The organism is Moraxella sp. K127 (assembly GCF_015223095.1).
Lineage (GTDB): Bacteria > Pseudomonadota > Gammaproteobacteria > Pseudomonadales > Moraxellaceae > Moraxella.
Genome location: NZ_JADFBZ010000009.1, coordinates 19,194 through 44,133, shown reverse-complemented (window position 1 = coordinate 44,133; position 24,940 = coordinate 19,194). Strand labels below are relative to the sequence as shown.

35 protein-coding genes are annotated in these 24,940 nt (G+C 43.4%); 17 read left to right on the top strand and 18 right to left on the bottom strand.

Annotated features, from left to right (window positions below; translation table 11 throughout):
- Positions 1-8: 8 nt before the first annotated feature.
- Both IM753_RS03270 and IM753_RS03265 read right to left on the bottom strand, forming a co-directional pair.
- Positions 9-269: a hypothetical protein gene (locus tag IM753_RS03270; protein ID WP_194108659.1), complete on the bottom strand. Its 261-nt coding sequence runs from the start codon at positions 267-269 to the stop codon at positions 9-11.
- 10 nt (positions 270-279) lie between these two features.
- Positions 280-975 carry a S24 family peptidase gene (locus tag IM753_RS03265; RefSeq protein ID WP_194108658.1) on the bottom strand — a complete coding sequence of 232 codons (696 nt, stop codon included), beginning with the start codon at positions 973-975 and terminating at the stop codon, positions 280-282.
- Positions 976-1,126: 151 nt separating this feature from the next.
- Between IM753_RS03265 and IM753_RS03260 the strand changes: the two genes are divergently transcribed.
- The 17 genes from IM753_RS03260 to IM753_RS03180 all read left to right on the top strand — a co-directional run bounded on the left by IM753_RS03260 (position 1,127) and on the right by IM753_RS03180 (position 7,727).
- Positions 1,127-1,336, top strand: coding sequence for a hypothetical protein (locus tag IM753_RS03260; RefSeq protein ID WP_194108657.1), 210 nt, complete (start codon positions 1,127-1,129; stop codon positions 1,334-1,336).
- A gap of 30 nt (positions 1,337-1,366) precedes the next feature.
- Positions 1,367-1,690: a hypothetical protein gene (locus IM753_RS03255; protein WP_194108656.1), complete on the top strand. Its 324-nt coding sequence runs from the start codon at positions 1,367-1,369 to the stop codon at positions 1,688-1,690.
- On the top strand, positions 1,687-2,004 hold the full coding sequence (locus IM753_RS03250) for a hypothetical protein (protein ID WP_194108655.1): 318 nt from the start codon (positions 1,687-1,689) through the stop codon (positions 2,002-2,004). Before IM753_RS03255 ends, IM753_RS03250 begins: the two co-directional genes overlap by 4 nt.
- Positions 2,001-2,870 (top strand): helix-turn-helix domain-containing protein, encoded by an 870-nt coding sequence (locus IM753_RS03245; protein WP_194108654.1) that lies wholly within the window; start codon positions 2,001-2,003, stop codon positions 2,868-2,870. Before IM753_RS03250 ends, IM753_RS03245 begins: the two co-directional genes overlap by 4 nt.
- Positions 2,867-3,481, top strand: coding sequence for a hypothetical protein (locus IM753_RS03240; protein ID WP_194108653.1), 615 nt, complete (start codon positions 2,867-2,869; stop codon positions 3,479-3,481). Before IM753_RS03245 ends, IM753_RS03240 begins: the two co-directional genes overlap by 4 nt.
- Positions 3,478-3,870: a VRR-NUC domain-containing protein gene (locus IM753_RS03235; protein WP_194108652.1), complete on the top strand. Its 393-nt coding sequence runs from the start codon at positions 3,478-3,480 to the stop codon at positions 3,868-3,870. The genes IM753_RS03240 and IM753_RS03235 overlap by 4 nt, the downstream gene beginning before the upstream one ends.
- Complete coding sequence (locus IM753_RS03230) at positions 3,867-4,145, top strand: hypothetical protein (protein ID WP_194108651.1); 279 nt, start codon at positions 3,867-3,869, stop codon at positions 4,143-4,145. The genes IM753_RS03235 and IM753_RS03230 overlap by 4 nt, the downstream gene beginning before the upstream one ends.
- A gap of 21 nt (positions 4,146-4,166) precedes the next feature.
- The gene (locus IM753_RS03225; RefSeq protein WP_194108650.1) at positions 4,167-4,457 is read left to right on the top strand and encodes a hypothetical protein; all 291 of its coding nucleotides are present in this window, start codon (positions 4,167-4,169) and stop codon (positions 4,455-4,457) included.
- Positions 4,454-5,002 (top strand): hypothetical protein, encoded by a 549-nt coding sequence (locus IM753_RS03220; RefSeq protein ID WP_194108649.1) that lies wholly within the window; start codon positions 4,454-4,456, stop codon positions 5,000-5,002. Before IM753_RS03225 ends, IM753_RS03220 begins: the two co-directional genes overlap by 4 nt.
- Positions 4,999-5,295 carry a hypothetical protein gene (locus IM753_RS03215; RefSeq protein WP_194108648.1) on the top strand — a complete coding sequence of 99 codons (297 nt, stop codon included), beginning with the start codon at positions 4,999-5,001 and terminating at the stop codon, positions 5,293-5,295. Before IM753_RS03220 ends, IM753_RS03215 begins: the two co-directional genes overlap by 4 nt.
- On the top strand, positions 5,292-5,447 hold the full coding sequence (locus IM753_RS03210; protein ID WP_194108647.1) for a hypothetical protein: 156 nt from the start codon (positions 5,292-5,294) through the stop codon (positions 5,445-5,447). Before IM753_RS03215 ends, IM753_RS03210 begins: the two co-directional genes overlap by 4 nt.
- Positions 5,444-5,842: a hypothetical protein gene (locus IM753_RS03205; protein WP_194108646.1), complete on the top strand. Its 399-nt coding sequence runs from the start codon at positions 5,444-5,446 to the stop codon at positions 5,840-5,842. The genes IM753_RS03210 and IM753_RS03205 overlap by 4 nt, the downstream gene beginning before the upstream one ends.
- Positions 5,843-5,844: 2 nt before the next feature.
- Entirely contained in the window at positions 5,845-6,111 is a 267-nt protein-coding gene (locus IM753_RS03200) for a DUF3310 domain-containing protein (protein ID WP_194108645.1), read from the top strand.
- 4 nt (positions 6,112-6,115) lie between these two features.
- Entirely contained in the window at positions 6,116-6,565 is a 450-nt protein-coding gene (locus tag IM753_RS03195) for a DNA-directed RNA polymerase subunit alpha C-terminal domain-containing protein (protein ID WP_227713061.1), read from the top strand.
- Positions 6,565-6,762 carry a hypothetical protein gene (locus IM753_RS03190; RefSeq protein WP_194108643.1) on the top strand — a complete coding sequence of 66 codons (198 nt, stop codon included), beginning with the start codon at positions 6,565-6,567 and terminating at the stop codon, positions 6,760-6,762. The genes IM753_RS03195 and IM753_RS03190 overlap by 1 nt, the downstream gene beginning before the upstream one ends.
- A 3-nt stretch (positions 6,763-6,765) precedes the next feature.
- Entirely contained in the window at positions 6,766-7,218 is a 453-nt protein-coding gene (locus IM753_RS03185; protein ID WP_194108642.1) for a hypothetical protein, read from the top strand.
- A gap of 68 nt (positions 7,219-7,286) precedes the next feature.
- Positions 7,287-7,727, top strand: a complete 441-nt coding sequence (locus IM753_RS03180; protein ID WP_194108641.1) for a hypothetical protein — start codon at positions 7,287-7,289, stop codon at positions 7,725-7,727.
- Between the two features lie 93 nt (positions 7,728-7,820).
- On the opposite strand, the gene IM753_RS03175 is transcribed toward IM753_RS03180, so the two are convergent.
- From IM753_RS03175 to IM753_RS03100, 16 genes are all read right to left on the bottom strand, one after another.
- Complete coding sequence (locus IM753_RS03175) at positions 7,821-8,369, bottom strand: D-Ala-D-Ala carboxypeptidase family metallohydrolase (protein ID WP_194108640.1); 549 nt, start codon at positions 8,367-8,369, stop codon at positions 7,821-7,823.
- 15 nt (positions 8,370-8,384) lie between these two features.
- A complete protein-coding gene (locus tag IM753_RS03170; protein WP_194108639.1) occupies positions 8,385-10,697 on the bottom strand; it encodes a hypothetical protein in 2,313 nt (770 codons plus the stop codon).
- Between the two features lie 9 nt (positions 10,698-10,706).
- Positions 10,707-11,390, bottom strand: coding sequence for a hypothetical protein (locus tag IM753_RS03165; RefSeq protein ID WP_194108638.1), 684 nt, complete (start codon positions 11,388-11,390; stop codon positions 10,707-10,709).
- Between the two features lie 9 nt (positions 11,391-11,399).
- Positions 11,400-11,687 carry a hypothetical protein gene (locus IM753_RS03160; RefSeq protein ID WP_194108637.1) on the bottom strand — a complete coding sequence of 96 codons (288 nt, stop codon included), beginning with the start codon at positions 11,685-11,687 and terminating at the stop codon, positions 11,400-11,402.
- Positions 11,684-11,980, bottom strand: coding sequence for a hypothetical protein (locus tag IM753_RS03155; RefSeq protein WP_194108636.1), 297 nt, complete (start codon positions 11,978-11,980; stop codon positions 11,684-11,686). The genes IM753_RS03160 and IM753_RS03155 overlap by 4 nt, the downstream gene beginning before the upstream one ends.
- Before the next feature lie 15 nt (positions 11,981-11,995).
- A complete protein-coding gene (locus IM753_RS12935; RefSeq protein ID WP_227713060.1) occupies positions 11,996-12,439 on the bottom strand; it encodes a hypothetical protein in 444 nt (147 codons plus the stop codon).
- A 287-nt stretch (positions 12,440-12,726) separates the two neighbouring features.
- Entirely contained in the window at positions 12,727-13,134 is a 408-nt protein-coding gene (locus tag IM753_RS03145; RefSeq protein WP_194108635.1) for a hypothetical protein, read from the bottom strand.
- A gap of 65 nt (positions 13,135-13,199) precedes the next feature.
- Positions 13,200-13,673 carry a hypothetical protein gene (locus tag IM753_RS03140; RefSeq protein ID WP_194108634.1) on the bottom strand — a complete coding sequence of 158 codons (474 nt, stop codon included), beginning with the start codon at positions 13,671-13,673 and terminating at the stop codon, positions 13,200-13,202.
- A 50-nt stretch (positions 13,674-13,723) separates the two neighbouring features.
- Entirely contained in the window at positions 13,724-15,016 is a 1,293-nt protein-coding gene (locus tag IM753_RS03135) for a N4-gp56 family major capsid protein (RefSeq protein ID WP_194108633.1), read from the bottom strand.
- A gap of 22 nt (positions 15,017-15,038) precedes the next feature.
- Entirely contained in the window at positions 15,039-15,893 is an 855-nt protein-coding gene (locus tag IM753_RS03130) for a hypothetical protein (protein ID WP_194108632.1), read from the bottom strand.
- A gap of 79 nt (positions 15,894-15,972) precedes the next feature.
- A complete protein-coding gene (locus IM753_RS03125) occupies positions 15,973-17,172 on the bottom strand; it encodes a hypothetical protein (RefSeq protein WP_194108631.1) in 1,200 nt (399 codons plus the stop codon).
- The gene (locus IM753_RS03120) at positions 17,172-21,614 is read right to left on the bottom strand and encodes a hypothetical protein (RefSeq protein ID WP_194108630.1); all 4,443 of its coding nucleotides are present in this window, start codon (positions 21,612-21,614) and stop codon (positions 17,172-17,174) included. The genes IM753_RS03125 and IM753_RS03120 overlap by 1 nt, the downstream gene beginning before the upstream one ends.
- Positions 21,615-21,634: 20 nt before the next feature.
- Positions 21,635-22,477 carry a hypothetical protein gene (locus tag IM753_RS03115; protein ID WP_194108629.1) on the bottom strand — a complete coding sequence of 281 codons (843 nt, stop codon included), beginning with the start codon at positions 22,475-22,477 and terminating at the stop codon, positions 21,635-21,637.
- A gap of 20 nt (positions 22,478-22,497) precedes the next feature.
- On the bottom strand, positions 22,498-22,779 hold the full coding sequence (locus IM753_RS03110) for a hypothetical protein (RefSeq protein ID WP_194108628.1): 282 nt from the start codon (positions 22,777-22,779) through the stop codon (positions 22,498-22,500).
- A gap of 50 nt (positions 22,780-22,829) precedes the next feature.
- Positions 22,830-23,237: a hypothetical protein gene (locus IM753_RS03105; RefSeq protein ID WP_194108627.1), complete on the bottom strand. Its 408-nt coding sequence runs from the start codon at positions 23,235-23,237 to the stop codon at positions 22,830-22,832.
- A gap of 84 nt (positions 23,238-23,321) precedes the next feature.
- Entirely contained in the window at positions 23,322-24,929 is a 1,608-nt protein-coding gene (locus IM753_RS03100) for a terminase (RefSeq protein ID WP_194108626.1), read from the bottom strand.
- Positions 24,930-24,940: the final 11 nt, after the last annotated feature.

The following is a 24,940-nucleotide window of genomic DNA, read 5'->3' as shown; positions in this document are numbered from 1 at the left end:
ACTAAATTTTATCCCAACACCTTAGTGGATAACACCATTGTCCGCTTACCCATGTCCAACAGCTCCTGCATAAAGGGCGTGGGCTTATCGTCTAGGCGGTCTAGTATGTCCGCCTGCTTTGCCGTCAAAGACTCATTTTTGGCATGACCACTGTCTAGCATAGGCTCGTCTGTGGCGAACGCATAAAGCATCTCATTGACACTCATGCCTTGCCTTTGTGCTTTGGCAATGATTGCCTGTTCTATATGAGTAGGTATGTCTAAAATCATTTAATACTCCTTAATACTTCACCCATTTCCCCACCACTTTCCCCACAAGCTCCCATTCGCTTTTTGGGGTCATGCGTTGCTCGTGCCAGTCAGGGTTTAGGGGTTTTAGGTACATATCTGCCGATGTCTCGCCCATGATAAGCTGTTTAAAGGTTGCCTCGTGATTGTCATTTTCACACACCACGACCAAGTCACCGTTTTTTAAGTCCCACACCCCAAAGTTCGGCTCGACAAATATCACTTCATCAGGTTTAAATTCAGGCATCATAGACACGCCACGCACTCGCAGACAAAAACCGTCTGCTGACAGATTGGCAGGTCTGGGCAGATACTCGGTATCTTCATCTAGCCATTCCACCGCATCAGACGAACTCCACGACCCTGCCGCCACCCAACTGATGATGGGGACAGGATTTTCCACGGACAAAAAGTCGCTTGGTTCAACCTCGCTTTTACGGTTTTCTATGGCTTTGATTCTCTGGCAAAGTTCATGGGTGGTGGGACGGGCGGTCATCTCGCCTTGTCCTGTTAAAACGTATTCTACATTCACACCATAAACTTGTGAGATTTTTAACGCACCGCCTTTGGACACACCACGAGTTATCCAATTTGACAATGTTGTCTTTGGAATATCCAGTTGTCGGGCTATTTCAGATTGGTTTGTTGTGCCAGCAATTTTAACCAGTCTTTCTAAAAAATCACTCATGGTAGACCCCTAATGAGAGCAACTATATTCCTTTATATTATAAGAGTTTTTAAAGCAAAAATCCACAAAAAGGGTAATTTTATTAAACTGTTGCTTTTTGTACTCAATATGGGTATAATGAGTATGTTTTTAACTCAAAATAGTACTTACGATGAAAAAAGACGAAGAAATTATCAGGAAATTGGGCGGTGCAGCTGTCGTTGCTAGATTTTTGAACAAAAAATACACGACTGTTCATAATTGGACAACTCGGGGTATTCCAGCCAAATACAAACTGGAATACCCAGAATTATTCCACAGACCCATCAATGAACTAAAACCGCTAAAAGCAGACAAAACAAAAACCCCTAGCGATAACTAGGGGTCGGATTAACTTAATGGAGTATTAAGTATGACTATCATACCCAAAAACCCCCACAATGTCAAGCCCTACCATAAAGAGCTAGTGGCACGGCGATTATTGGCAGGCGAGAGCATTACCCAAGCTAAGTTTTGCGACATGGTAAGCAAATCAAGCCGTCTTGCCCCACGCATCTTGGACTTAAAACATGACGGCTATCCCATCATGAAACACATGATAAAACTCGCTGACGGCACGCACGTTGCTGAGTATTTTTTGCCCTGTGATTTTATCCAAGCCGTAAACCGTATGGGACTGTATCAAGCTCTACAAGTTGAGATTGGCAAAAAGGCTATCTTAGGGGGTGTGGCATGATTAAGCAATACTCTGACTACTACCGCCCCAAAGGCACGCCCCAATCGGTCATCGATGAATGGATAGCCGAGCATGGCATATCCGAAATCACAAAAATCAAAAAGCCCAAAAGAAAAAAGACCAAAGAGCAGACCGTCCGAGCGGTCAAAAAGCTGTTAAAAAAACAAGGCGTGATTAGCATTGATGATTACATCGCCTTAAATCCTGCCAATATGAGTTTGCGTGAAGTGATTGATATCTTACGCCAAAATACAAATTGGACTTTTGGCAAGACCTTACAAGCAGGTTTTAAAATCATGGGAGAGAAAAAATGAGCTTCAAAGCAATGGCATGGGCAACCGAACAAGAAATTACCACCACAAGCCCACAATCGCATTTATTATTAATCATGGCAAGTTTTGCTAATGATATGGGCGAGTGTTATCCATCAATTAACACCATGATTAAAAAAACCCGCCTTTCTGAAAAGACGGTTAGAAAATGTTTAAAAGAATTATTGGAATTGGAATTAATTTCTGATACCAAAAAATCATCATATTTTGGGGCAAAAATCTATCAATTAAATCTTGATACCCCTAGTAAATCTACCACCCCTAGTAAAAATACAGGGGGTAGTAAATCTACCACCACCCCCCTAGTAGATTTACCGCAAGGGGGTGGTAATTTTACCACTGACCCCCTAGTAAATTTACCACCCAATCCTGTTATAGAACCTATTAATAAACCTATCATAGAACCTGTGAGTATAAACACGCATGAGAACACGCACCAAAATTTTGAAAATTCGCAAAATTCATCGCAGACAAAACCGACTGGCAAATCTCCATCAGCCAAAAAATTCATCACGGCAGATGAGCTAGTCAGCCTAGGGGTTGATGAGCAAGTGGCAAACGATTACCTAGCCACCAGAAAAACCAAGCTCACCCAAACAGCCCTTAGCGGCATCGCCAAGCAAGCAACCCTTGCAGGGGTATCACTAGCCCAAGCGATTGAGTTCGCTTGTGAAATGGGTTGGCAGTCATTCAAGGCGGATTGGTACGCGAACAGCCAAAAGTCGCATTTTGGTCAGACAATGAAGCCAAATGACTTTGAAAAAGCCAAACAGCAATGGGGTAATGGCTGGTACGGCAACAACCAACCGCCAGTGCATCAGCCAAAACAAATCGGAGAAAATTCATGAGTAATTTGCCACAAATACAAATCCAAAACCCAGCCCATCTGGTGCAAATCATCCAAAATCTAACCATAGATTCATTTGCTAAAAAATACGGGTCACAAGACCTAAATCATGTCATCACGGCGTTTGGTTTTGTAACCCAAGACTTAACCCAAGAACAGCTCAACGCAGGGCTTGCCAAAATGATCGAGATGGGATTTTGCCCTAATGCTGCGCTGTTTCGCCGTTGGTGTTTGGGGTTAAATGGCTTTGATAATTCTGATGCCATCGCTGACAGCTACATCGGCAAAAACGGGGCGTTATCAAATATCCTAGCATGGCGTGATGATAGCACACAGCCGATTAGCACAGCAGAAAAACAAGCTTATGACAAGACCATACACCTGTTTTCACAGGCGGACTACAACGGCAACATGACCATCACCGCCCACAGTGCCTTCAAAGACCATTACGAGATGATTGTGCATGAACTGGTGGTAAACAAGGTCAAATGCGAGCGGTACATCGCCCCCATTGCCATCACCCACGCCCCAAGCGAGCCGTCCAAGCAATTAGCCAGTGATGAGTTTGTGCATAACCTGTTTGGATTAAACAAAATGGATGTGTTGGCATGAGCGAAGACAACGAACAAAAAGCCATCTTAGCGTGGGCGAGATGGCAAAAATGGGCAGACGGCAAACTTGCCGATTATCTGCACCACAGCCCCAACGGTGGCAAACGCCACATTACCACCGCCACACGCTTTAAGGCGATGGGGACAAAAGCGGGATTTCCTGACCTATTTTTGTTTATCCCTTGTGGCGGTTATCATGGTTTATTTATTGAGCTTAAAACCCCCAAAGGCAAGACTGCCACAGGCAAAACACGGCAAGCAGGCAAAGTATCAGATTTGCAACAAGCGATGATTGACCGCCTAAATGCACAGGGTTACAAAGCGGTGGTGGCGTATGGGGCAACTGGGGCGATTGATGAGATTAAGAGTTATTTGGGGGTGGACAAATGAACCGCTTACAACGACTCAAATCCCTACCCTGTGTCCAATGCCATGCCTCACCGCCAAGCGACCCTTGTCATGCCAACTGGGCAGAATTTGGCAAGGGAATGGGGATTAAGTCTGATGATGAGTACACGATACCGCTATGTCGGGCTTGCCATTTTGATTTTGACACATACGCCGACATGGAGCGAGAAAAGGCTAAGGCGTGGTTTTTGAGAAAGTGGGCATTTGTTAATTCTGTGTTAAATGAGCAGGATAACCCAACTGAGAATCTATTTTAATTTATTTTAAAGGTGTTTGTTATGATGATTATTTTTTGGATTGTTTGTTATTTAATTAAAGCCTACTTGATTTATTTGGTTTATCAAGATATGAGCGTGTTATTTGCTTTGCCGATTTTGAATTATATTGAAATGTTATTAATCTTAAACTTTGGGTTAATGATTAAATGTATTTTATGTAATCCTAGCTATGCGGATTTTAACATCTATAAACAATTCACAAAAGCAGAAAAAATAATGTTGGGATTTTCTCAAGTACTTCTTATTTTAATCCTTGCTTCACTTCATATTTTATACAAAATGTTCTTATGAAAAACCAATCTTACCGCCTTATCAATGCCGACATTGCCCAAAACTGCTTTAAAGCGATAGAGCAAGCTGTAGCGGACACGCTAGACACACCGCATAATGTCGTGGTAACGATTGGCATTGATGACGATAAGGCAAGAAGCAACGCCCAGAACCGAATTTACTGGGGCTGGGTAACAGCGATTGCCAACCAAACAGGCGATGATAAAGACAGCATCCATATTGATTTAAAAAGGCGGTTTTTGGCAAAGATTTATTGTAGGGATTTTGGTGAATATGCCGACCTTGCCGACAATATGAAAATCATCAAAGAGAATATGCCAGAACATTATGAAAACCTAGCAATCAATATTGTTAAACAGCTTAGCACGACACGGGCAAGCACCAAACAATTTAAGGAGTTTTTAGATATGATTTATTTGTGGGCGTACACCAAAGAGATTTATTTGCCAATCCCTGCTGAATTGGCGTGGATTGATGACAGGCACGAACCAAGACCAATTAAAGATGTAACACCAAAGGTGCAAGAATTGGAGTGGGTGAGATGACAAAAGTTTATGAATTGATATTTGATGATTATTGGTATGGCAATAAGCACTCAATAGCTTTATCACTAGGTAAAGACAAATTGCAAAAAATGCTTGATGTGGTTGCAGAGTTTGACAGAGCAACAGAAGCAGAACTAAACAAGGATTTAGATGATGATACGATGTTTCAAGATTTTAATATGCCCGACAATTACCCTTTGCGTTTGATTGCTTATGATGAAGAAGATTTTTGGGCTTGGCATTGTGGCAATGCATTGACGTGCTTTAAGATTGTGGAGCGTACATTGATATGACTTACTATACAAACGACAAAGGCGATGTTGCCAAAGTGCTTGATTATGACCGAAAATCAGATACGGTAACGGTGGTTATCAATGATAAGGCGGTAACAATGGCGTGGGACGATTTTATTAGCGAATTTAAGAGAATGGGGGTATTAAAATGATTGATTTAGCAATTGCAGTTTATATTATTGGCTTTTTATTGAAATTATCCAGTGCATTAAAGGGTGTTATTATTGGTTACTTTATATCTGTTCCTTTTGTTACACTCTTTGTTTTTATGCACAATGATTTAAACAAAAACAACAGTCTTTTAACCATTCCCAATTATTTTAAAAAACTTAAAAAATCTTTGTTTTTTATTGTTCCTGTGGCAGTGATTTATACTGCCATTCCTAGCGAACGCAATATGTATGTCATTGCGGGACTATATGCAGGTGATAAAGTGGTCAATACCATTGCCAATTCAGAAGTTGCACAGCAAGCCGAAAGAACGCTGATTGCCAAACTTAAAGAATTGGAAAATGAGTATTTGGAAAATAGCGAGAATGGAGATTAAAAATGGCTAATCTTTCTGGTGTTGCAAAGCAAATTAAAGATGAATGGGATAATGTTCATCACCCCAAACATTATACTTCTGACCCAAGCGGTGTAGAGTGCATTGAAATTACCCGCCATCGCAATTTTAACATTGGCAACGCCATCAAATACTTGTGGCGAGCAGGACTTAAAGACGGCAATAGCGATATACAAGACTTGCAAAAGGCGGTGTGGTATATCAATGATGAGATTAAGCGGTTAGAAACAAATAAGCAAAAAGAGAGATAAAAAAATGTACTGGCTAACCTTACAAAAACACTTTGAACATACCGCCAATTTGCTTGATGATTTGCACAAAAAGCAAGAAGCGGAGTATATTCGTGAAGTGGTTATTCCACGCCTGCACCAAGACGCTGACATTTTGCAAAAACGGGGTAAAAAAACCCTGTATGAATTGGTGCAAACAGGCAAAACACCACAAAAAGAGCATTGGGTGCAAGATTTATTGGACAGAGACAGGCAAACAAATCCAAACTATATTTCAAATAAAAAGATAGCCGATTGTGAATTGACAGTGAGAACCAAAAACGCATTGATTCAAAGCAATATACACACCATTGGCGATTTGGTTTTAAAAAGTGAGTTTGATTTACTTAGATTGAATAAAAATATTGGTAAAAAAACACTCAAAGAAATTCAAGATTTCTTAACAGCCAGCAATCTTTCGCTAAGGGAGCAATAATGAAACAAGACAAAATCATTCAAACAACAGCAAAAGAATATGTAAATAGGCACGATATTGACCATAGGGTTGCCAGTTTATCTAGCATTATCATTATTATGTCAATCATCATTGATTTGTTGTTATATGGTCGCAATGAAAAAGAAAAAGACTATATTAAACAAATATTTGAATTTGCTTTCGATATTAAGGAGTAAATAATGAAAACCCAAAAACAAACCGTCCTAGAAGCGGTCATTGACCTACACAACAAAGAAACCCCTGCCAGTCGCACCACCATAGCCAAATTGACAGGGATTAAACAGACCGCCGTTGATGAATGCCTAAAAAGATTGGCAGACGATGAGCTGATTTATCGGTTATGTAGTGGGGTTTATGCCCCTGTGGTACAGCACCCACCCCAACGCACCATTTACAAGACCATGTTGCCAGACGGTACGGTCAAGCTCGATATTGGCGATGATGTGCTGACCTTGACCCCCAAAGAGGCACGCACTTTGGGCGGACTTATGTATGCAGAAGCGGTAGAATTTGGCTCGCTTGCTTTATCTCATCGTCTCTTAGAGCAAGAAAATGCCTTTCATAATCGCTTAAAAAAACTAGAAAAAGAGATTGCAAGACAAAATAAGCCTGTACAGGAGGAGTTGTTATAAATATTTTTGTCTTTTATCAAGATGAATTATAAAATACAACATCTGTATTATTTAATTGGATATTCGCTATGATACCTCAATTGCACAACAAAACCATCACTGAATTAGAAGAAGAAAGGCACAAAAAGTATAAGGATTATGACAAAAAATCTTACGAGTACTTCTATCATGTTATCTTAAAAGGGCGACAGCGGTATAATCAAGTACAAGATAGGTTTGAGTTGTCTTATATAGTAGACAATGAAAGGCAGTATCAGACAGTTTTTGATTCAAAATCTGTTACCAAATTTTTTCGTGCTATGTATGATGATTATTTGACAGCTATCTTAGTTAAAGAACTGGAAAATCATATAAAATCCCAGCTAATACACATCCAACGAGCCAATGCCGAGAATTACCTTGAAGTTCAAAGAGAATTGTTGGAACAAGATTGTGAAATTGTCGGTTTGGACATTGTGGACCACCCCAACAATTTCTGTATTAAATATCGGAAAACGAAATGTATTTGAACAAAAAACTCAACCGAGAATTTACCCATACAGAATGGGAACTGTTTGATTTTGGCGGTGGTAGAATAACAATCCCAACACCGCCAAATAAGCCTAACCAATCCGAAACACTTGCCCACGCTGTGAATCATCGGCATGTTTATACCCCAAATGCACCCAACTGTTTGGGCTTTGTGGATATTCTAAAATACATTGGTCAAACTTAATTCCACGCTTTTTAAATTCATTTGCCAGATGTTTGACGACCGCCCTTGTATTGCCAAAAGCAGGGCAACTAAAATCAATGGCACGACCAAACATGTGAGCAGAGCTTTTTGCTCCGCCAATCTTGCGATTTAGTGTGGGGCAACGGTAACCACTTGTGATGATGATTGGCTGTCCTAAAATGTCTCGTGCAGGTTGCCATAACTTCACCGCACTTTCAATCAAATTTGCCAAAACTTGTGCGTTTGGCATATTGTCAATGTTATGGCGTGTGGCGGTTTGGCTTGCTAGAAGTTCATTGAGCGTGATATTTTTGGTAATGGGGATAACCACGCCCTTTGATAGTGCCACTCTTAGGGCATGAATAGATTGATTGCCCCACACGCCATCAGGCGTTGTGCCGATTTGGGCTTGAATAGATTTGATGCATTCTTTCATTATCTCTCCTTTAATCTATGGTTTGGTCAAATTGTCGTTAATGCTCGGGGTTTCAATCCCATTCATCGCACTTGGTGCTTGTTGTGGGACTGGCGGATAGGCAGGACTGGTGTTTTGTTGTACGCCCATTGCCTGTGCTTGTGGCAACTGCTCAGAGCCTACCATCGCCCCTTGTCCTTGAATGTAGGGTGAGCGAATGTTCATCGCCACCGCTTGCTCGGCGGTTGGGAAATTGGGGTCATCGCCTACGGCAGGCGTGGTATATCCTGCCCCTTTCATCACTTCATCGGCGATTGGGGCTATCATTGGCATTTGAGCGACTTGCACGCCTGCTTGCATGGCTGAATAGCTGGCTTGAACACCCGTCTGCACCGCTTGGGCTTTGCGTAAGAGCATATCCACTTCGGCGGTTTTTTCTTTAAGGGCAAGTTCACGCTCTTTGAGTTCTTTATCGGACTTGGCAAGGGCTTCCGCCACCGCTTGGTCAATTTGAGCTTGAATTTGCTCTGGGGTTGGCGTTTCTTGTACGCCCTTAATCGCTTCAATGATTTTATCCTTATGGGGCATATCCATGAGCGACACCATAAAGGGCAATACTGCCACTTGATACTCAGGGGGCAAAGATTTCGCCGTTTCTGATAGGGCATTTAACTGCTGTGAACGATAACTGGTTGAGCTTGGCACATCCTCTAATGAAACCATAAGACGTGTACGCTGTATGTCATTAGATAGATAGGCTTGCCCTGTTGTGGGGTCTATCTCAGGCTTGTTAATCGTTACCGCTCGCTCGGCAGTAATGGCGTCCCCTTCGATGATAATGGTCTGTGGCTGTTGCCCCAAATCGTGAATGATGAGCGATAGCAGGATTTCGCCCACCTGCTTTCGGCTTTCACGAAAATTATCCATGATGTCCGCTAGGGCTTGGTTGGACTGCTCTATGCGTTGTTGCTCTTGATAGCCACTAGACGCATTGCCCGCCCCTTGAAAGGATTGGCTAATACCGCTCGTCCGCTCCACCGTTGCCCGACTATCTTGCAATAGCTGATAGTGTTGCCCTGTGAGCTGATAATCACGGATAACATCAAACTTACCACCGTCTCTTAGCTCTTGCTTGTCCAGCACAATATCGGCATCAGGGCGAGCGACTTGTTGGCGAAGCTGTGCGTCCGACATTAGCACCACGCCTTTGGTGCGTTCTACACGCATGACCGACAGACCCCAACGCAGTTTGGCAAGTCCGCTATTTAGGCTATCTTGGGCATACATCATGTCTTTGATATAGCCATAGGGCGTGCCTGTCATGTCTTCTTTAAAGCCCCAAAACGGCACATAGGGAAAATGGGTGTGAGCATAAGGACTTGCCCCGTCATGGAGCAGGTATGAGCCTATCCAGTATGACAGCCTGACTCTTGGCACGCTTGTCATGACAGGTTTTGCCATGCCACTTGCCACCGCCATGAGATGATTGGGGTTATTTTTGTCATACTCCACCGCTCGTCCGTCTGGGGTTTTGATGACAGGCACGCTCACCCATTTACGATACCAAAGCTCTGTAATACATAGGTGCTTATTATCACGGTTATACCAATGCTGTTCGCTTAGGGTACTGGCACGCCCCATGTTCCATGCGTTTTGTAGTCCTGTGCTAACCCCACCTTCTAGGCTATCTGCCATGGCTAAGTCATAGTAGCTGTTGCCATGCAGTCCAAAGCCTAGTATCATCTCTTTGTGAGCAGGGAACGCTTGGGCGATACGCTCGGCGGTAAGCCAGCGAGTACGCCTTAGCCAACGTGCGTCCGATAGGTCGTATTCACGGCTTGCCATGTCCCAATGGATTTCATTACGATGAACCGCACGGCAACGATATTCATAGGCAAAGGGATTTTGTTCTTTTGCCACTTCTATCCAGCCAATGCCTGTTTTGATTTGGCTCTCAAAAGCGTCCGAACACGCTTTATCTGCACGGCTGTGGCGTTCGGCTTGATTGAGTTTATAATTAAGTGCGTCCGCCACATCTTGTCCGCCCACTTCGCCATTAGGGGTAACACGCCAGTCGGTGCGTGTGTTGGCTTCATAGCCTTGCACCGACCGCATCACAGGGGCGATGATGTTTTCCACCGCAGGGGGAATGCCAAGCGCTTTCATCTTGACGATTAACTCACCGTCTAGCTGATTGCCGTCTGCATAGTCTGCACACTTATCCGCCAATGCTCGCCATGTGGGTTCTTGGCTAATCTCATGGCAGATACTGTGGTATTCATCAATGCTGATACCCAGCTCATCTGTGGGCGTGGTATCGGGCGGTGTGGTTAATTGGTAGCGTATCATTATCAGTCCTTATACCCAGAACGGCTTAACGGTATGTGGTACATCATGGCGGGTAATACGGCGTAAATCACTGTCAGGACGAAAGCCAAAATAATTGGTAAATCTCTGCTCCGCCATCTCGGATTTGTTCAAATCAAATACTTCACTATCAGGCACGCCAAAGGCTTTGTGCAATGCCCAATCTATCAGATGTTCATGATGAGCTAGGTGTATCTCTGGCACATCATCATCATTTGACATTTTGTGGGGCAGACGATAGACTTCTAGGTGCAATACGCCTATCTCATCGGTTGGGCGAGACAGGCGAACATAGGTATCGTGCTGAATTAAAAAATAAGGGTCTAGCCTATGCTTATCCTGATCATCTCGCCAATCCCTATCCGCCTTATCCATTTCTTCAAAGCTCACCAAGCAAACAGGCGTGCGTTTACCACCATTGATAGACGTCAATTCTAGGCTTGCGTGCGTGATTTCATAAAGCTGTGGGTGTGTGGGGTATTTTACTTGCCCTGCTTTAATGGCAATTTGGCAAATGTCCACATCATCACACTCGTGGAGCAGTTGTCCACGAATACAGGCTTCCTTGACGGCTTCATTGAGCCAACCAATCACGCTGTCATCGTCAAACAAATACGGCTCTACTTTGTCAAAGGCAAGTGTACGAAACTGGGCGATAAGTTCGGATAGGGTCATTGTGTTACCTTATGGATAGACAAAAACATCAACTGCTTTTGATAATTCATGTAAATCTTTAATCTCATCTTTATAAATCACCTGATACTGCCAATAACTGATTGGGTATTCTCTGCCGTGGTCATGGTCATGATCATCAACCCTTTTTGCAAAAAGCCTAACTTCTTGCCCGTCAATCCAAACAGAGTTTTGTTGGTGCAATGCAAAGCGTTTGTTATCAACAGTGAAGTATTGACCACCCCAACCGTTTTCGGCAACAAGTTTTCCATAGGGCTTTATGCTTTTGGTATAAGTCATGTTCGCTTTTCCAAATCACTATTAAGACCCCAGATGATTTTGTGAAATCGTACGCTTATATTATCGCCAATGACTTCAAATCTATAATCCAGCGATTTTAGTTTTTCAACAACCATTTCTAGTTGTTTATATGAAAGATTAAACAAGGACTTGGTTTCTAAGTAAAACTCGCCTTGACTTGCACGCTCATAAATCTCTTTTTGTAAAGTTGCAATTGCTTTACTTACGCTTTGATTGTTATTGAAATTTCTTGCCACAACATTCATTTCATCTGCGTGTTGAAGTTCTTTCATTACTGCACCTACTTATTATTTGCTTTTTGCAATATCCAATCGCATATTTAAGACACTATAATAATTTGCCATATGATGGGCTTGTTCTTGCAATAACGCCCATTCGTCATCATTTAAGAATGCTGGTTGACCTTTGGCAATGAATGTCCCTAATTTATCCATTCTGTCATACAAATCATCAAGCTCAATCTGCATACGGTCAATCGGTGTATCATATTTTTTATACTGTTCGTCAAACGCAATCTTTGGCAGCCACGATACATAGCCGTCAAAGCCTTCTACATTGCGTTCTGATACGCCATTATTGACTACCAAATAGCCATCATCGGCAGGATTTTCATTTTCTGGTACTTGCCAACCCCGCAAATCATTGTATTCTTGGCGGTTCATTGGTTTGGCGTTTACGGTGCGAGTTGCAATAAATAAAGCCATTGCACAAGCGGTCATTAGTTTTGACATAAATTACTCCGATTGATATAAATTAAAAAACTTGTGATTTGTTTGGGTAGGGGTATGAGCGTTTTTTTCTACCCAAGTAAGTTCGTTTATCTATTGGGTCTTTTTTGATGGTTCTTTTGCAATTCTTTAAAGCTTTAATGTCAAAATCATCATCAAAAGCAGACAATAAACAAGAAACAGATTTCACAATTTTTTACCTTTATTAAAAATATATTGATTTAAAATTGCCAATTCTTTGGCGGATTGTTGTTCAATCAAGCGATTGCATTTACGGATAAAATCCGACATCACAACGCCCCAAACTGGTCAATCAAACCAATCACTTCTTCACGCAAGTTTTCTAGCGATTTACGCTTGTTTAGGTCAATTTGATAATGGTCACGGGCGAACTGTTCTAGTGCGTCCTTATCCATGACAGACACCTGCGTGTATAGCTCTTGCAGGTTATTTTCGCTTTTGGTTTTCTCGGCTGTCTCTTTGGCTGTTTGGTCAATGAGAGCTTGGGTGTTGTCCGTCTCTTTTGTCTTAGGGGCTTTTGGGGCGGTGTCTGATAGGGCAAACAAGTCTTTATGACGTAAAAATAGCCGTGCCATGTCATCAGGCACGTCTCGCACTTGCCCCACGTCAAAGCTAAGACCTGTATTGTACAGGCGGTCAAAAAATGGCTTTTTGCCAATATAGTTAATACTGGTCATGATTTACTCCAAAAAATAAATCCCATTATGTCAAACACAATGGGATTTATCACACCTTGTGGGGGTCAAGCATGACCCTGCAACGTACCAAATACGATAATGGTCAGATGACCTGCTTTATCGCCTTTGGCGGTTGGCGTGGTTACTTTTAGGTCAAGGTAGGCAGATTTTGGCAGGGCTTTTGGTTTTAAATTACCGTCCGTACTTCCATCTTTTTCGGTCAATGTCGGCAGAGTAAATAGCCCTGTGTCTTTTTGTGGGTAACTGTCATCGTCCACACCGTCCGTGTAGCTAAATCCCACATCAAACGCCCCTGCGGTAAATTCTTTTTCCACAAGCGTGCGATAGCCAAATGGGATAAAGCCTTCGGGCAAAACGCCCACATGGATAATATCGCCCGCTTTTGGCACTTCTTTGTGATTGGTATTGACAATAAAACCGCCATTGTCCGCTTGCACCGAAAAGATGAGAGCGGTCATGTTGCCATAAGGGTTATTGCCAAATTGCCCTTTTTTTTGGTTAATGGTAAGTGTTGCCATTGTTATTCTCCAAATCGTTGTGGATTATGGGGCATTTGCCCCATAACGGATTACTGCCCGATACCTGTGATTGGCACAGCTGTATCAACCACGGTTACGCCATAGTCGGTAAGCTCATGACCCGCCCCTGTGTCCACATCAAAGCGGATTTTAGACACGCCACGAATTGCACCGATAAGCACTTCGGCTTTATCGCCATGGTCAAGGTCGGTTTTCTCGCTCCAAAAGAACGGAATGCCAGAGCGTTTGTGTGCTGCCAAAGCTTCTGCCACCGCTTGTCCGCCTAAGATAATAGAACGGTCAATGGCGAAGTTTGAGCCAAAGCTGTCAGGCACTTTTGCCACGCTTTCAACTTCTGATGTGTAGCTGTCGCAATAGCGAATGTCATCACCTGCATAAAAGCGAATCGGACGGTTCATTTTGACCATCAAAAAACCATTCCAAATACCCACTTCGCCTAGGAAAATTGGGTGCTGTTTGGCTTTATTGGCACGAGCCAAGGCGTTGGCTTGCAAGGTTCTAAAATTAGGGTCGGCAGCGAATTTATTGTACTGGGCAGGAGACAGTAGCCACACTCTAAGCGGACTGTCTTCACTTAGCACATCGCCTTCAAAACGCACCATTGGCGGTGGCAAGGCGATTTGGTCCAGCACCGATTTCATGCTGTCCACAGTGTCCATTTTTAGCACGTCAGCGGTGGTAATCTCTACCGCTCCGCCACTTTGGGCGAAACTTTTCACGCCTGCACCGTCCGCTAGGAAATGGCGGTTTTTGGTGGGGGCTTTGACAGGGTTTACCATGATTTTTTTAAAATCTTTGTCATGTTCGGTAGGCACAACCCACTCCACATTGTTATGATAACCCCTAGCCCCTGCCATATGCACCAGTAGCGTTTGGTCAATGTACTTATCCATGAGACTTTGAGCCACAGGACGAGCCATTCTACGCAAATCATAAGGCGTGCGAATTTCGCTCATCACATCGCCCATATCCACAGGGAAACGAGCTTGATTAACCCGTAGCTTGTCTTTGGACAACGTCAAGCCAACACCACGCCCTTCGGCATATTCTGACCCCATAATCGGTTTGGCGTTTACAGGGTTTAATAAGTGAATGGTTACTTCATCGCCATCGCCTTTGGTTAGGTCTTGGCAACGCACAATCGGCATATGCGAAGTGGTTTGTTTGCGTACAGTTGCTTCTGCTCCTGCCGTGCCTTGTGGCATTTTGCCTGTCAGTTTACCCATGAGTGAGTTTCGCTGATTGTGAATTGCAAACAGTCCAGCCGCCAATTGCGACATATTGTTTGGATTGCCGTGTTTGACGGCGGTTTTGTCTGCCATAGATTACTCCTTTTGGCGGTTGTTACAGTCGGTTAAGGTAATTTTCAATTTGCTCTTGGTTCATGCCTTGTAAGGTGTCAAGAGCTTGCACCCCATTCATGCTTGCCAACGCTTGCATGGGGTCGGTTTGGTTAGCACCGCCAAGCTCTGATAGGCTATTAGGCACAGGCGGTTTGGTATCGCTAATGACCTGCTCGGCTTTGGTTTTGATGTCTTCTTTGGGGACTTGTGGGGCAAGGCTTGCCTTGTAGTTGTTTAAAAGTTCATTGACCTGCTCTGATGAGCCTTGCTCTACCACGTTCACGATAGACGGCTGAATATAGCTGGGTTGGGATTTGACCCATTTGGCAAATTCATCAGAATTGACAATTTGCCCTGCATCAGGGTGTACGGCGGTAATGGCGTTGATATGCTCTTGGTAGGCATCTTGGGCTTGTTTTTGTTCAATGGGCGTGAGTTTTTCGGCTAGGACTTGTTCTAGCTTTTGCTGTACCAGATAGTCCACCGCATTTTTAATGCCCTTTTCGTCAAAATCGCCAAACAACTCATCAAGGCTTACTTCTTGCTTAGGCGGTTCTTGCTCTTGTGGGTTTTGTTCGGTTTGATATTTGGCAAGCTGTTCTTGTAGTGCCAGTTTCTCGGCTCGCTCTTGTGCCAAGATTGCCATGTAATCCACAGGCGGTTGTGTTTGCTCTTGTGGCTGTGTTTCTTGTGGTTTTTCGTCTGATTGTGGCTTGTCTTGCTTGTCATCTTGACCGTCCACGTCATCGGCTTGTTCTTGACTGTCATCGCTTAGGTTATCTAAGTCAAATTCGCCATTTTCGGCTTGTGCCAAAAGCTTTGCCCCTTGTTCGGGCGTGATGGTGTCATCGTACATACGCTATCTCCATAAAAAGATGTGCATAGCGTACCGCTCTTTGTCAAATATTTAAAACCTTGTGGGGGGTAAGGGGCGGTCAAGTGATTGCCGTTACCACCCTTTGCCCCACTTGTACGGTGCTACCTGTGCCTGTAATGCCATTCATCACGCCTGCATGATACTCCACGACAGAGCCGTCAGATGTGCCAATACAATAGCCATTGGCAGATAACCATAACGCCATGCTACTTCCGCCATTAGATAGCTCGCCCACCGTCTCGGACGGCATTTGCGTGCTACTGTCAGCAATGGGGGCTTGTACGATTTTATGGCTTATACTCATCTCGTCAATGTCCACGCCCTGCAAAAAGGCAACGCCAGTGGTCTGCCCCACCCAAATACCACCGTCCACGACTTCTAAGAACGTAACTCTTTGGGGCATGGCGATGTAGTTATGGCGTTCATCGGTCAGATGATAGTTAAGTGGTTCACTAAAATAGATGACATTGGATTTTGCCACCACCAAACGCCCACGCCATAGTGCCAGATATTTGCCCGTCATCATGGGGTCTAGGTGCTCGGTTGTGGCAGGTTTACCCAGTATCGCCCCTGTATCAAAACGGTATTCGGCTGTGTCCTTTGGCACGCTTGCTAGGAGTTTTAACTCCGCTCCGCCTTGTTCTGTCGTATAGATATTGATGTGCGTTACTGTCTTGTCAAACACCATTGGCAAGGTAACTGTTACGCTATCGGCGTCTATTTTGACCGTGCTGGATAACCCACCTTCTTTTTGCCCTGCCAAATAGCTTATGGCAATGACTCTTGTTCTTGCCTTATGCGTGGTCTCATCAAGTCCGCTTATGCACTCGCCAAAATCCTGCCCTTGACTTTGTCCTTCTACCATTGGCGGGGGCGGTGTGGGTATGGTTAGGGGTTTGGCACTTTGTCCGTCATACTCATACAGCCCATTTTTGCCACTGACTACCACACGGTTATTGACAAGGGCGTGATGAATTGGTGCATTGCCAATCCGTCCAAGCACCTTAACCGACCAATTCACAGGATTGACAAGCACCCAATCATCGCCGACACGCCCAAACACATCTTTGTGCAAAGGGCTTTGCCAAAGGTCTTTGATGGGTGCGTCGCTGACCTTGTTCACGCCTGCCCTTAGTTCAATCGTGCCATTGGGATTGATGTTTACGTTATTGGCAAGGCGAACAAAATTGCCGTGTTGCCTTGCGGTGTCCGATACTGTATTCATGCCCAAAATCGGGAAAATGTTTTTGGATTGCATTACCATGCTCCTTTTCTAAACTGCTCGCTGTTACCGTCTGGACGGATATAATGGGCTTTATTTTTGATGTTTGGGGTGTGGATTGTGTTGGGTTCAATGCCAACCGCTCCGATTGCCTGAGCAGGTTTACGCTGTTTTGGCAAGCCGTCAATGGCTCGCTTGACCGTCAATCTGCCATTAAAGCTCTTGATGTCGCTTTCACTGACAAAACTGTCAAAACCGTCCACACGCACTTCACGGATTTTGTTGCTTATCCACGCACCGCCAAAAGTGCTACTGTCAAATCCGCCATAGCTCCCTAGCACCCGCTCGCCAATGCGTAAGCCTTGCCACATAAAGGGTGTGTCAGGGTGTTTTGACCGCCCCATTTGTGTGGCGATAAAGGCTTTTGGGTGGATGGTGCGGTGGAAATTGCTAATCGCATGCCGACCCATTTCGCCGACAAGACTTTTGGGTTTAATATATTGGGTGGTAACAATCTCTTTATGGTGTATTCTTGTTTGCCCAAAGATTGTCTGGTGAATGCCATGTACCATTGCTATTTGTTGCAAAGAAAAGGGTATCATTGGTATGCCAAAGCGAGACAACCTAAATCCAAAAGGCTTAATCACGATAAGGCGATTTTTGATGATTGGCACACTAATCGTGTCATGGCGATACCCATACATTCTGACATGACGGTGTTGATTGGCGACAGTTGTTTTTCCAAATACCGCCATGCTGTTTATGTGGTTGTTGTAACCACTTGGGTGATTGGCTCGTGCCTGTGATGTTGCTCTGTCACCTGTTGGGGCATAGATGGTGTGTGGTGATAGTCTTGGCTTGCCAAACGATATTTGACCTGTTATGCCATCTTTAACAGTGACATATTGAGTTTTAATCCAGACAAGAGGCACTCCAAATTCATTCTCAAAAATCCCATATTGCATTTGCAGTTTATTGTCTCTTAGACTGGGCGTGCCAAATTTTTCACCACCAAAACTTTTGACAACAATGGCTCGTTCGCTAAGCGTTGGTGTGCCAAAAACTAAACGACTGTGAATGCCATCACCGCCGATGGGTTCATATTGATGATTGTATTTATTTAAATCAATCCATTGTGGGTAGTAGGGAGGTATCTCTTTGACAAGCTGATGTTTGCCGAATTTAACACCACTTAAGCCCACAACATATATTTTTTGTCGTCTGTCCTTAATGGTTGGTTTACCCATGACAAGGCTTTCACGCCCCCGTTGATGAATATGCTCAAACTCATTTCTGATACTCGTCTGTCCGAACTCTTGGCTGTCATGTCCAAAAATATGGATTTCTGGCGTTAGATTCTTGAGGTAAGCGATGCCAAACAATGGTTTATGTGCCCATCTTGGCTGAATAATGTTGAATCTTTCTATAATGTCATTAAGACCAAATTTACCCTTTGTCGCTCCATCAAAACCTTTTGGGGTAATGTAACGTGTATATAAGTGAATATTTGGCAAAGAAATTGTGGGTGGTGCAATGGAGTATCGCCACTCAACATCAAGGGTGCGTACCTTATAGGCTATCATAGCCAAGCCAAAAACCTTACTATCAAAACCACTAATCCCTGTTAAAATGCGTCTGGTGTTGACAAGTGTAGGCTTACCAAAAGCTGTTTGATTAACAAATCCTTTGGGGTGTATCTCTCTAGCATCATTATAAACAATATGCCAATGACTGATGTAGGGTGATTGGATGCCATCTGGCATAAGATACCGTATCTTATCGCTTACCCATGGATTGCTGATATGGAGACCATCAAAAGCACTAGGACGGACAAGCACAGCCTTATTATTTAAAATATGGCGTCCAAACACATCATGGGCAAAACCAAAAGTGCGGATGACCTTATTTCTATTAACAATACCAATCCATTGACCAAATCCTTTTTGTTTGCCATTTGGGGATAATTCGCTTTGTTCATCATTGACAACATGAATATATTGTGCAAGGTTATAGAGATGGGTTTGACCAAAAATTTGAGCATTAAATCCGCTCATTGGCGCATATTGCAGTTGGTTTTGCACTTGGTGATAACCAAATTCACCTTTAAACCCTTGTGGGTAAATAACCCCAATCTCTGGAATAATGCGGGTTAGCCACAGAGTTGCTGTAAATCCAATTGGGCCTATATATTGGCTTGTACCCACAATAGGTTTGGGTAATACGGGATTGCTGATAGCAATCGGCTTAATGGTGCGAGTGCGATAACTTACCCATGCATTGCCAAAATTTAAAAATGGGATAACACTCTTGGTGTCAAGCACACGATGGTAAAAATCCACATACGCCTTACCAAAAATGGGACTGTCAATGCCTTTTGGTTGAACATACTTTTGTTTTAACTCGACATTAGGAATAGGCATGTCTGGCGGATAAAGATTACCTGTCCTGACATACTGATTCTTATTGACAATGCTCGCTTTACCAAAATCAGCTGAGCTTAACCCAATGGCTTGAATGAATCGGTAAAATTGCCAATCATACAACACCTGATGATAGCCAAAGCGTGCTTGATAAATCCCATAAGGGCTTAAATACTGACGAGCATTAAGAATAGTGGGGGCATAGAAGTCAGGAGCAACAATGCTTGATGGACTGACAATAGATAGGCTATTCTTAATACTTGTCCAGATGGATATTGTATTTACATGAATTGATGGTGGGTGAATCGTGCGATTGTGGTTGTATATCCTAATATCACCGAAAATATTATGAAATATGCCCTTTGGATAGATTTGTGCGTGACGGACAAACGGCTCACCATATTGTGTGGCAATAACCCCTTGCGTGCTGATGGTATGCAGGTAAAGACTGATACGATGATGCCCAAAAGACAGGCTGTCGAATCCTTGAAATTTGCCGCCACCAACGCCTATTTCTCCAAAAACTTGACTATCAAAGCCTTTTGGGTTAAGAATTCTGGGTGATACACTAACTGTACCAAAATTATGGGTTTGAAATCCTACTGTACTTAGATGGACTTGCTTGGTATTAACCAGTTTGGTGTTGCCAAACGCCAAAGATAGCCATCCACGCATACTGATGGTCTCTGGGCGATTCAGTGTGGGTTTACCAAATGCTTGTGTTGTAAGCCCATGTGGTTGCACATACTGCATGCGATGTGCAACGTATGGAGATGACACAAAACTTTGTGGGTTACCAAGCACATCCCTTTTATAAGGCTCGATACCTTTAGAAAAAATCGGTCTTGTGCCATACCAAACAGTCAGGCCAGATTGCCATCTTGCATAACCTTTGTACAGTCCAAGCATTCCTTCACTTGGATTTTGCCATGTTCTAGGGTTTTTGCTCTCTGAAACATAGCCAAAATCATCTGATTGCCAAGATTTTGGGTATAGATGACGTATTGGTCCAGCAAATAATGTTAAGCCAAAATTTAAACCATTTATTCCTTGTGGCCGTATGATTTGATTTTTGTTACTTGCTGTTGTTGTTCCGAACATACCATAAGACAACACAGACAGATATCGACCATATTGGATAGCTGACGTGTTTTTGTATGGCGTGCTATTAATGTCATCTGCAATACCAAAGATGGGGCGATTTGGGTCTGGGTAATCAAGTCGATAGATGATTTTATGGCTAATACCTTTAGGGGCAACATAACGGACACCACCTTGTAGGCTTGGTGCGCCAAATTGACTGCTGACAAACCCATGATTGACAACAGGTCTTTTGCCATACCAGATGGTTGGGCGTGAGACAGTATGGGCATCAAATCCCACAACAGGCAAAAACCGCCGATGATTAACAAGGCGTGCTTGCCCAAATTGATGACTTTCAATGCCAATTGCTTTAACAAATTGAAGACTATTAAGAATACTTGGACTTGCGACACTCTCAGATAAAAAACCACGAACATAAATAAATCTTGGTGAAACAGATGGCAAGCCAAACCAACCTGTTGCAAAGCTTGTAACTTTTATCTCTTGGGTTTTATTAATGAGTGTTGGATTACCAATTTTATGGGAAATCCATGCTTGAGTATAAAGTGTTTGGTTTTTGTTAGTAATCTTAACACGCCCAAACGCCTGAACATCGCCAACAGACACATTTTGAATAAAGTCACGCAGACGATAGATGTGATGTGTGCTTGGTATAGATGATTGGTCACCCATACCAACAATGATATGCTGACCTTCTTTTGATTGATTGCCACCAAAAACAAAGTCAACCTGGTTGAGCTTAGGGTCACTAACCGTTTCTTGGAGGGTAAAATCTTGTTTGACATGGCCATCTTGCACAAAACGATGGCGGACAGAGTGCGGATTAACAACAAAAGGTGAAATACCAAAAGGACTAATAGTATTGGACTTGACATCTTGGGTGCGATACACCCCAAAATCAATGCGTAACGATGTGCTAAGCCCTTTTTTGCTTTGGCTTAGTGTGAAATTCAAGGATATGCGACCCTTTTCAATCATGTCACCACAACACGGTCATAAATCTGAGCTTCAAAATCTGGACTTTTACCATCATCATCTAAGCACACCATGACAAGCTCGCTCCCTTTGAGAGCAAATAAGTTCATTCTATATGAGCCGTCATCACCGCTGATTGCCTCGCCTGCCACCATCATGTTATGGCGTCTTAGGGCGGTGATGCGAGCATTTTTAAAAGGCTTGCCAGTTTTATCGGTGACTTTGCCTTCAGCATAAGAGGCGACTGAACGAATGGCATAGACTTTTAGGGATTCTAATTTACCGATTTGCGAAAAGCTGGTGCTATTTGCCGAAAATAAACCGATATTTATCATTTCTGCACTATCAACAGTAAAGTAAATAATGCCGTCCTCATCAAACCAAAATACGCCTTTTGCTACACCATTGTAAATAGTATTTTCAATCAATACACCATTTTCGTAACCATTGATTGTGTAATGTGTGTAGACATCACTGCCGTCATTTTTCATAGCAAGATACAGACTTGGCAATGCTGAGATGGCAGTACTTGTATATCTATTGGTCACAAAAACACCGTTACCATTTATCGGCAAACTTGTCTTTTTAGAATTATCTAACAAAAAATGAATGCCATTATCAGCCACAATACTAACCGCAGACCGTTTAACACCTGTGATGTCTTGCCAAATGTTGGGAATGTTATCTAATAAATAATAATTATCACTTTGATATAATGATTTATGATATATGAGATTGCCACGCACCTTTGACTTTATAAAGCCAAAGGCATCATCTTTATTTGTAAACGTCTGTTCCATGTCAATGATGGTATAAGGATAGAGTTTGGTTTCAGGGTCCATATAGCCCCCATAAAGCACATTCATGTTATTAACTCTCCCATGGGTGTTTCATTGAGCCACAGCCCTGTATTGTAAAACCAGTTTGTATAACGCTCATACGCCATTTCTTCGCCATAGCGTTCAATCTCATCATTGATAAAATGAATGATGTCTTGGACATTATGTTCTTTGGCATATTTTTCAAAATAGGTCAGCCCTGATATTTTTTGCCAGTCTATTCTACTGACGGGCACTGGTTCAGGCTTGGCTTGAAAGGCATTGAAGCCTTGTACACCAATGATGATAGGAGTAGGTTTCGTCATTTTTTATCCCTTAAAGAGCTTGGGTTGATAATTCAACCCAAGCACATAAGTCACAGTTTAAAGATTTTGTTAGTGCCGTTATCCCAAGTCACAATGATGTCACCGCCGTTCGGGGTGATGGGCAAGCCAGTTGCCGTATCAATCCATGCGATGATGGGGCTTGTGCTTTCTGTGCCTGTGTCTTTGTAGATGACAATGGCTTCAATGCTTGCTCCTGTCACAGAAGTGAATGTCACATCATTGGCATCCAATGCACCGCCATCTGTCGTAACGCCCGTTAATGTCACAGGTGCGGTCACACGAGCAGATGACGAGATGTCAGAGAGAAATTTGTGTGTTGCAGGTTGTGGGGTGTAGTTACCAGTATCAACAAGCAAACACTTGAGTGTGTCAGTTTTCGCATTAATTTGTGCCTCCAAAAACATTTGGCGGGCATGGTCAAAAAGGGTATTTGCCATAATTTGCTCCAAGTTAAAAAGGTGTAGCAATTATGGCAAATGTAGGCAGGCGTGGCGAACCTTGTGGGGGTGTGCTTATCGTGGTTAAGTTAATTGCCAATCCAAGCCTTCGTTCTCGTATTTATAGTCGTCCTTACTGTCAAAATAACCCATCATCTTAGCCTGTGCGTGCTGTCTTAGGGCGTCTGCTCCTTCGGTGCAACCGTTGGACTTGTCGGGCAGGTCTATGTAGCGATTGTCTTTTTGGCTAAATTTCTTTTTATAGCCGTCAATGCGTTGTATGCCGAGCTTACACCGTGTCTCATCAAACCAATAATTACGCATACACGCCCTTGTCTGCTGAATGCCGTCCATCAGATACTGTATGCGTGGCACAGTCACAAACTTTTCGCCAATCATCAAGTCTTGCAACTGCTGTCGGGTGGATTTGTTGTAATTGGCTGATAGGCGTTCGTGGTCAGCATCGTGGGGCAGGTAGTGTGTGCCAAACACATAGCCTTTTGACTTTAATTGTGCAACATAGTGTTGTAAGGTCTCATTGTGGGCTTCGTAATAATCAATAAAGCGGTCTTGACCGTTTACTTCTTGATGAAACCATATCGCACAGCCGTCCGAGTTGCCAATATCCCAAAAGGTATTGACAGGCACGTCAAGAATGGCTACATCGGTAATACCGCCACGCTGACGCAATTCGAGCATGTCTTTGGCATAATAATTGCCATCGGTTGAGACTTGAAAGGCTTCGGCAGGATATGACGGATATTCTTGCCACATTCTGTCAGGATTACCTGAAAAGTCTGCATTCTTGGTTGCTACATACCACGCCCGTTGCTCTGGGTGGATTTTGATGTCAAGGTTCATGTCCCGTTTGACAATCATTTCCACTTCATCAAAATAAGCGTGGTCAGCAGGCGAGATTTTCACGCCTGCAACTTCTAGGCGGTATTTGGGTTCTTGCCACCACGCATAAAAATGAAAGCGATAATCTTTGGGGGTAAGGATTTTCTTTTGAGCAAAATGGGCTTGGGCGGTCTGAGTTAGATTGTAAAAATCCCCTTGCTGACCTTCTGCAGTGCTTTCAATCACAAGCACGCCATTGGTCGGTACGGCAGGGATTGAGCCTGTCATCACTTCTTTTGCCTTGTCTGGGTATTTGGCACAGATTTTACCAAACTCTGAGACGTGCAAGCGGTGGATTGTACCACCACGCATAGAAGTTGCTACTCGGATTGATGAATTGTTGTGGTCAAAAAGTAGCTCGCTGGCACTATCACGGGCAAGTGGCATTCGCTCCCTGATGATTTGGGGCAAGTTGTCATAAGCGAATTTGACTTTGTCCCTAAAAATTGATTCTGCGGTCTCACGGTCTTGGGCGATGATACCACAGCGTTGGTCGGCATTAAACAAGGCGTGGTCAAGATACAAGATGGCAATCAGCGTGGTAAAGCCCAATTGACGAGCCTTTAAGATGATATTTCGGTGCCACAGGCGTTTGATAAACTTAACCTGTGCGTCATTGGGGATAAATGGCATGACAAAAGCATCTGTTTCATCATCGCCTTTGAGCATAATCTTGTACAAACACCCGCTAAACAGTCGCCAATGCGGGTCAGCCAAACACCTTTCTAATTCAGCAGGGCTGTCAGGTATGGTGTATCGTCTGTTGTCGCTATGATAAATCAGATTTCCCATTGCACGCCTGC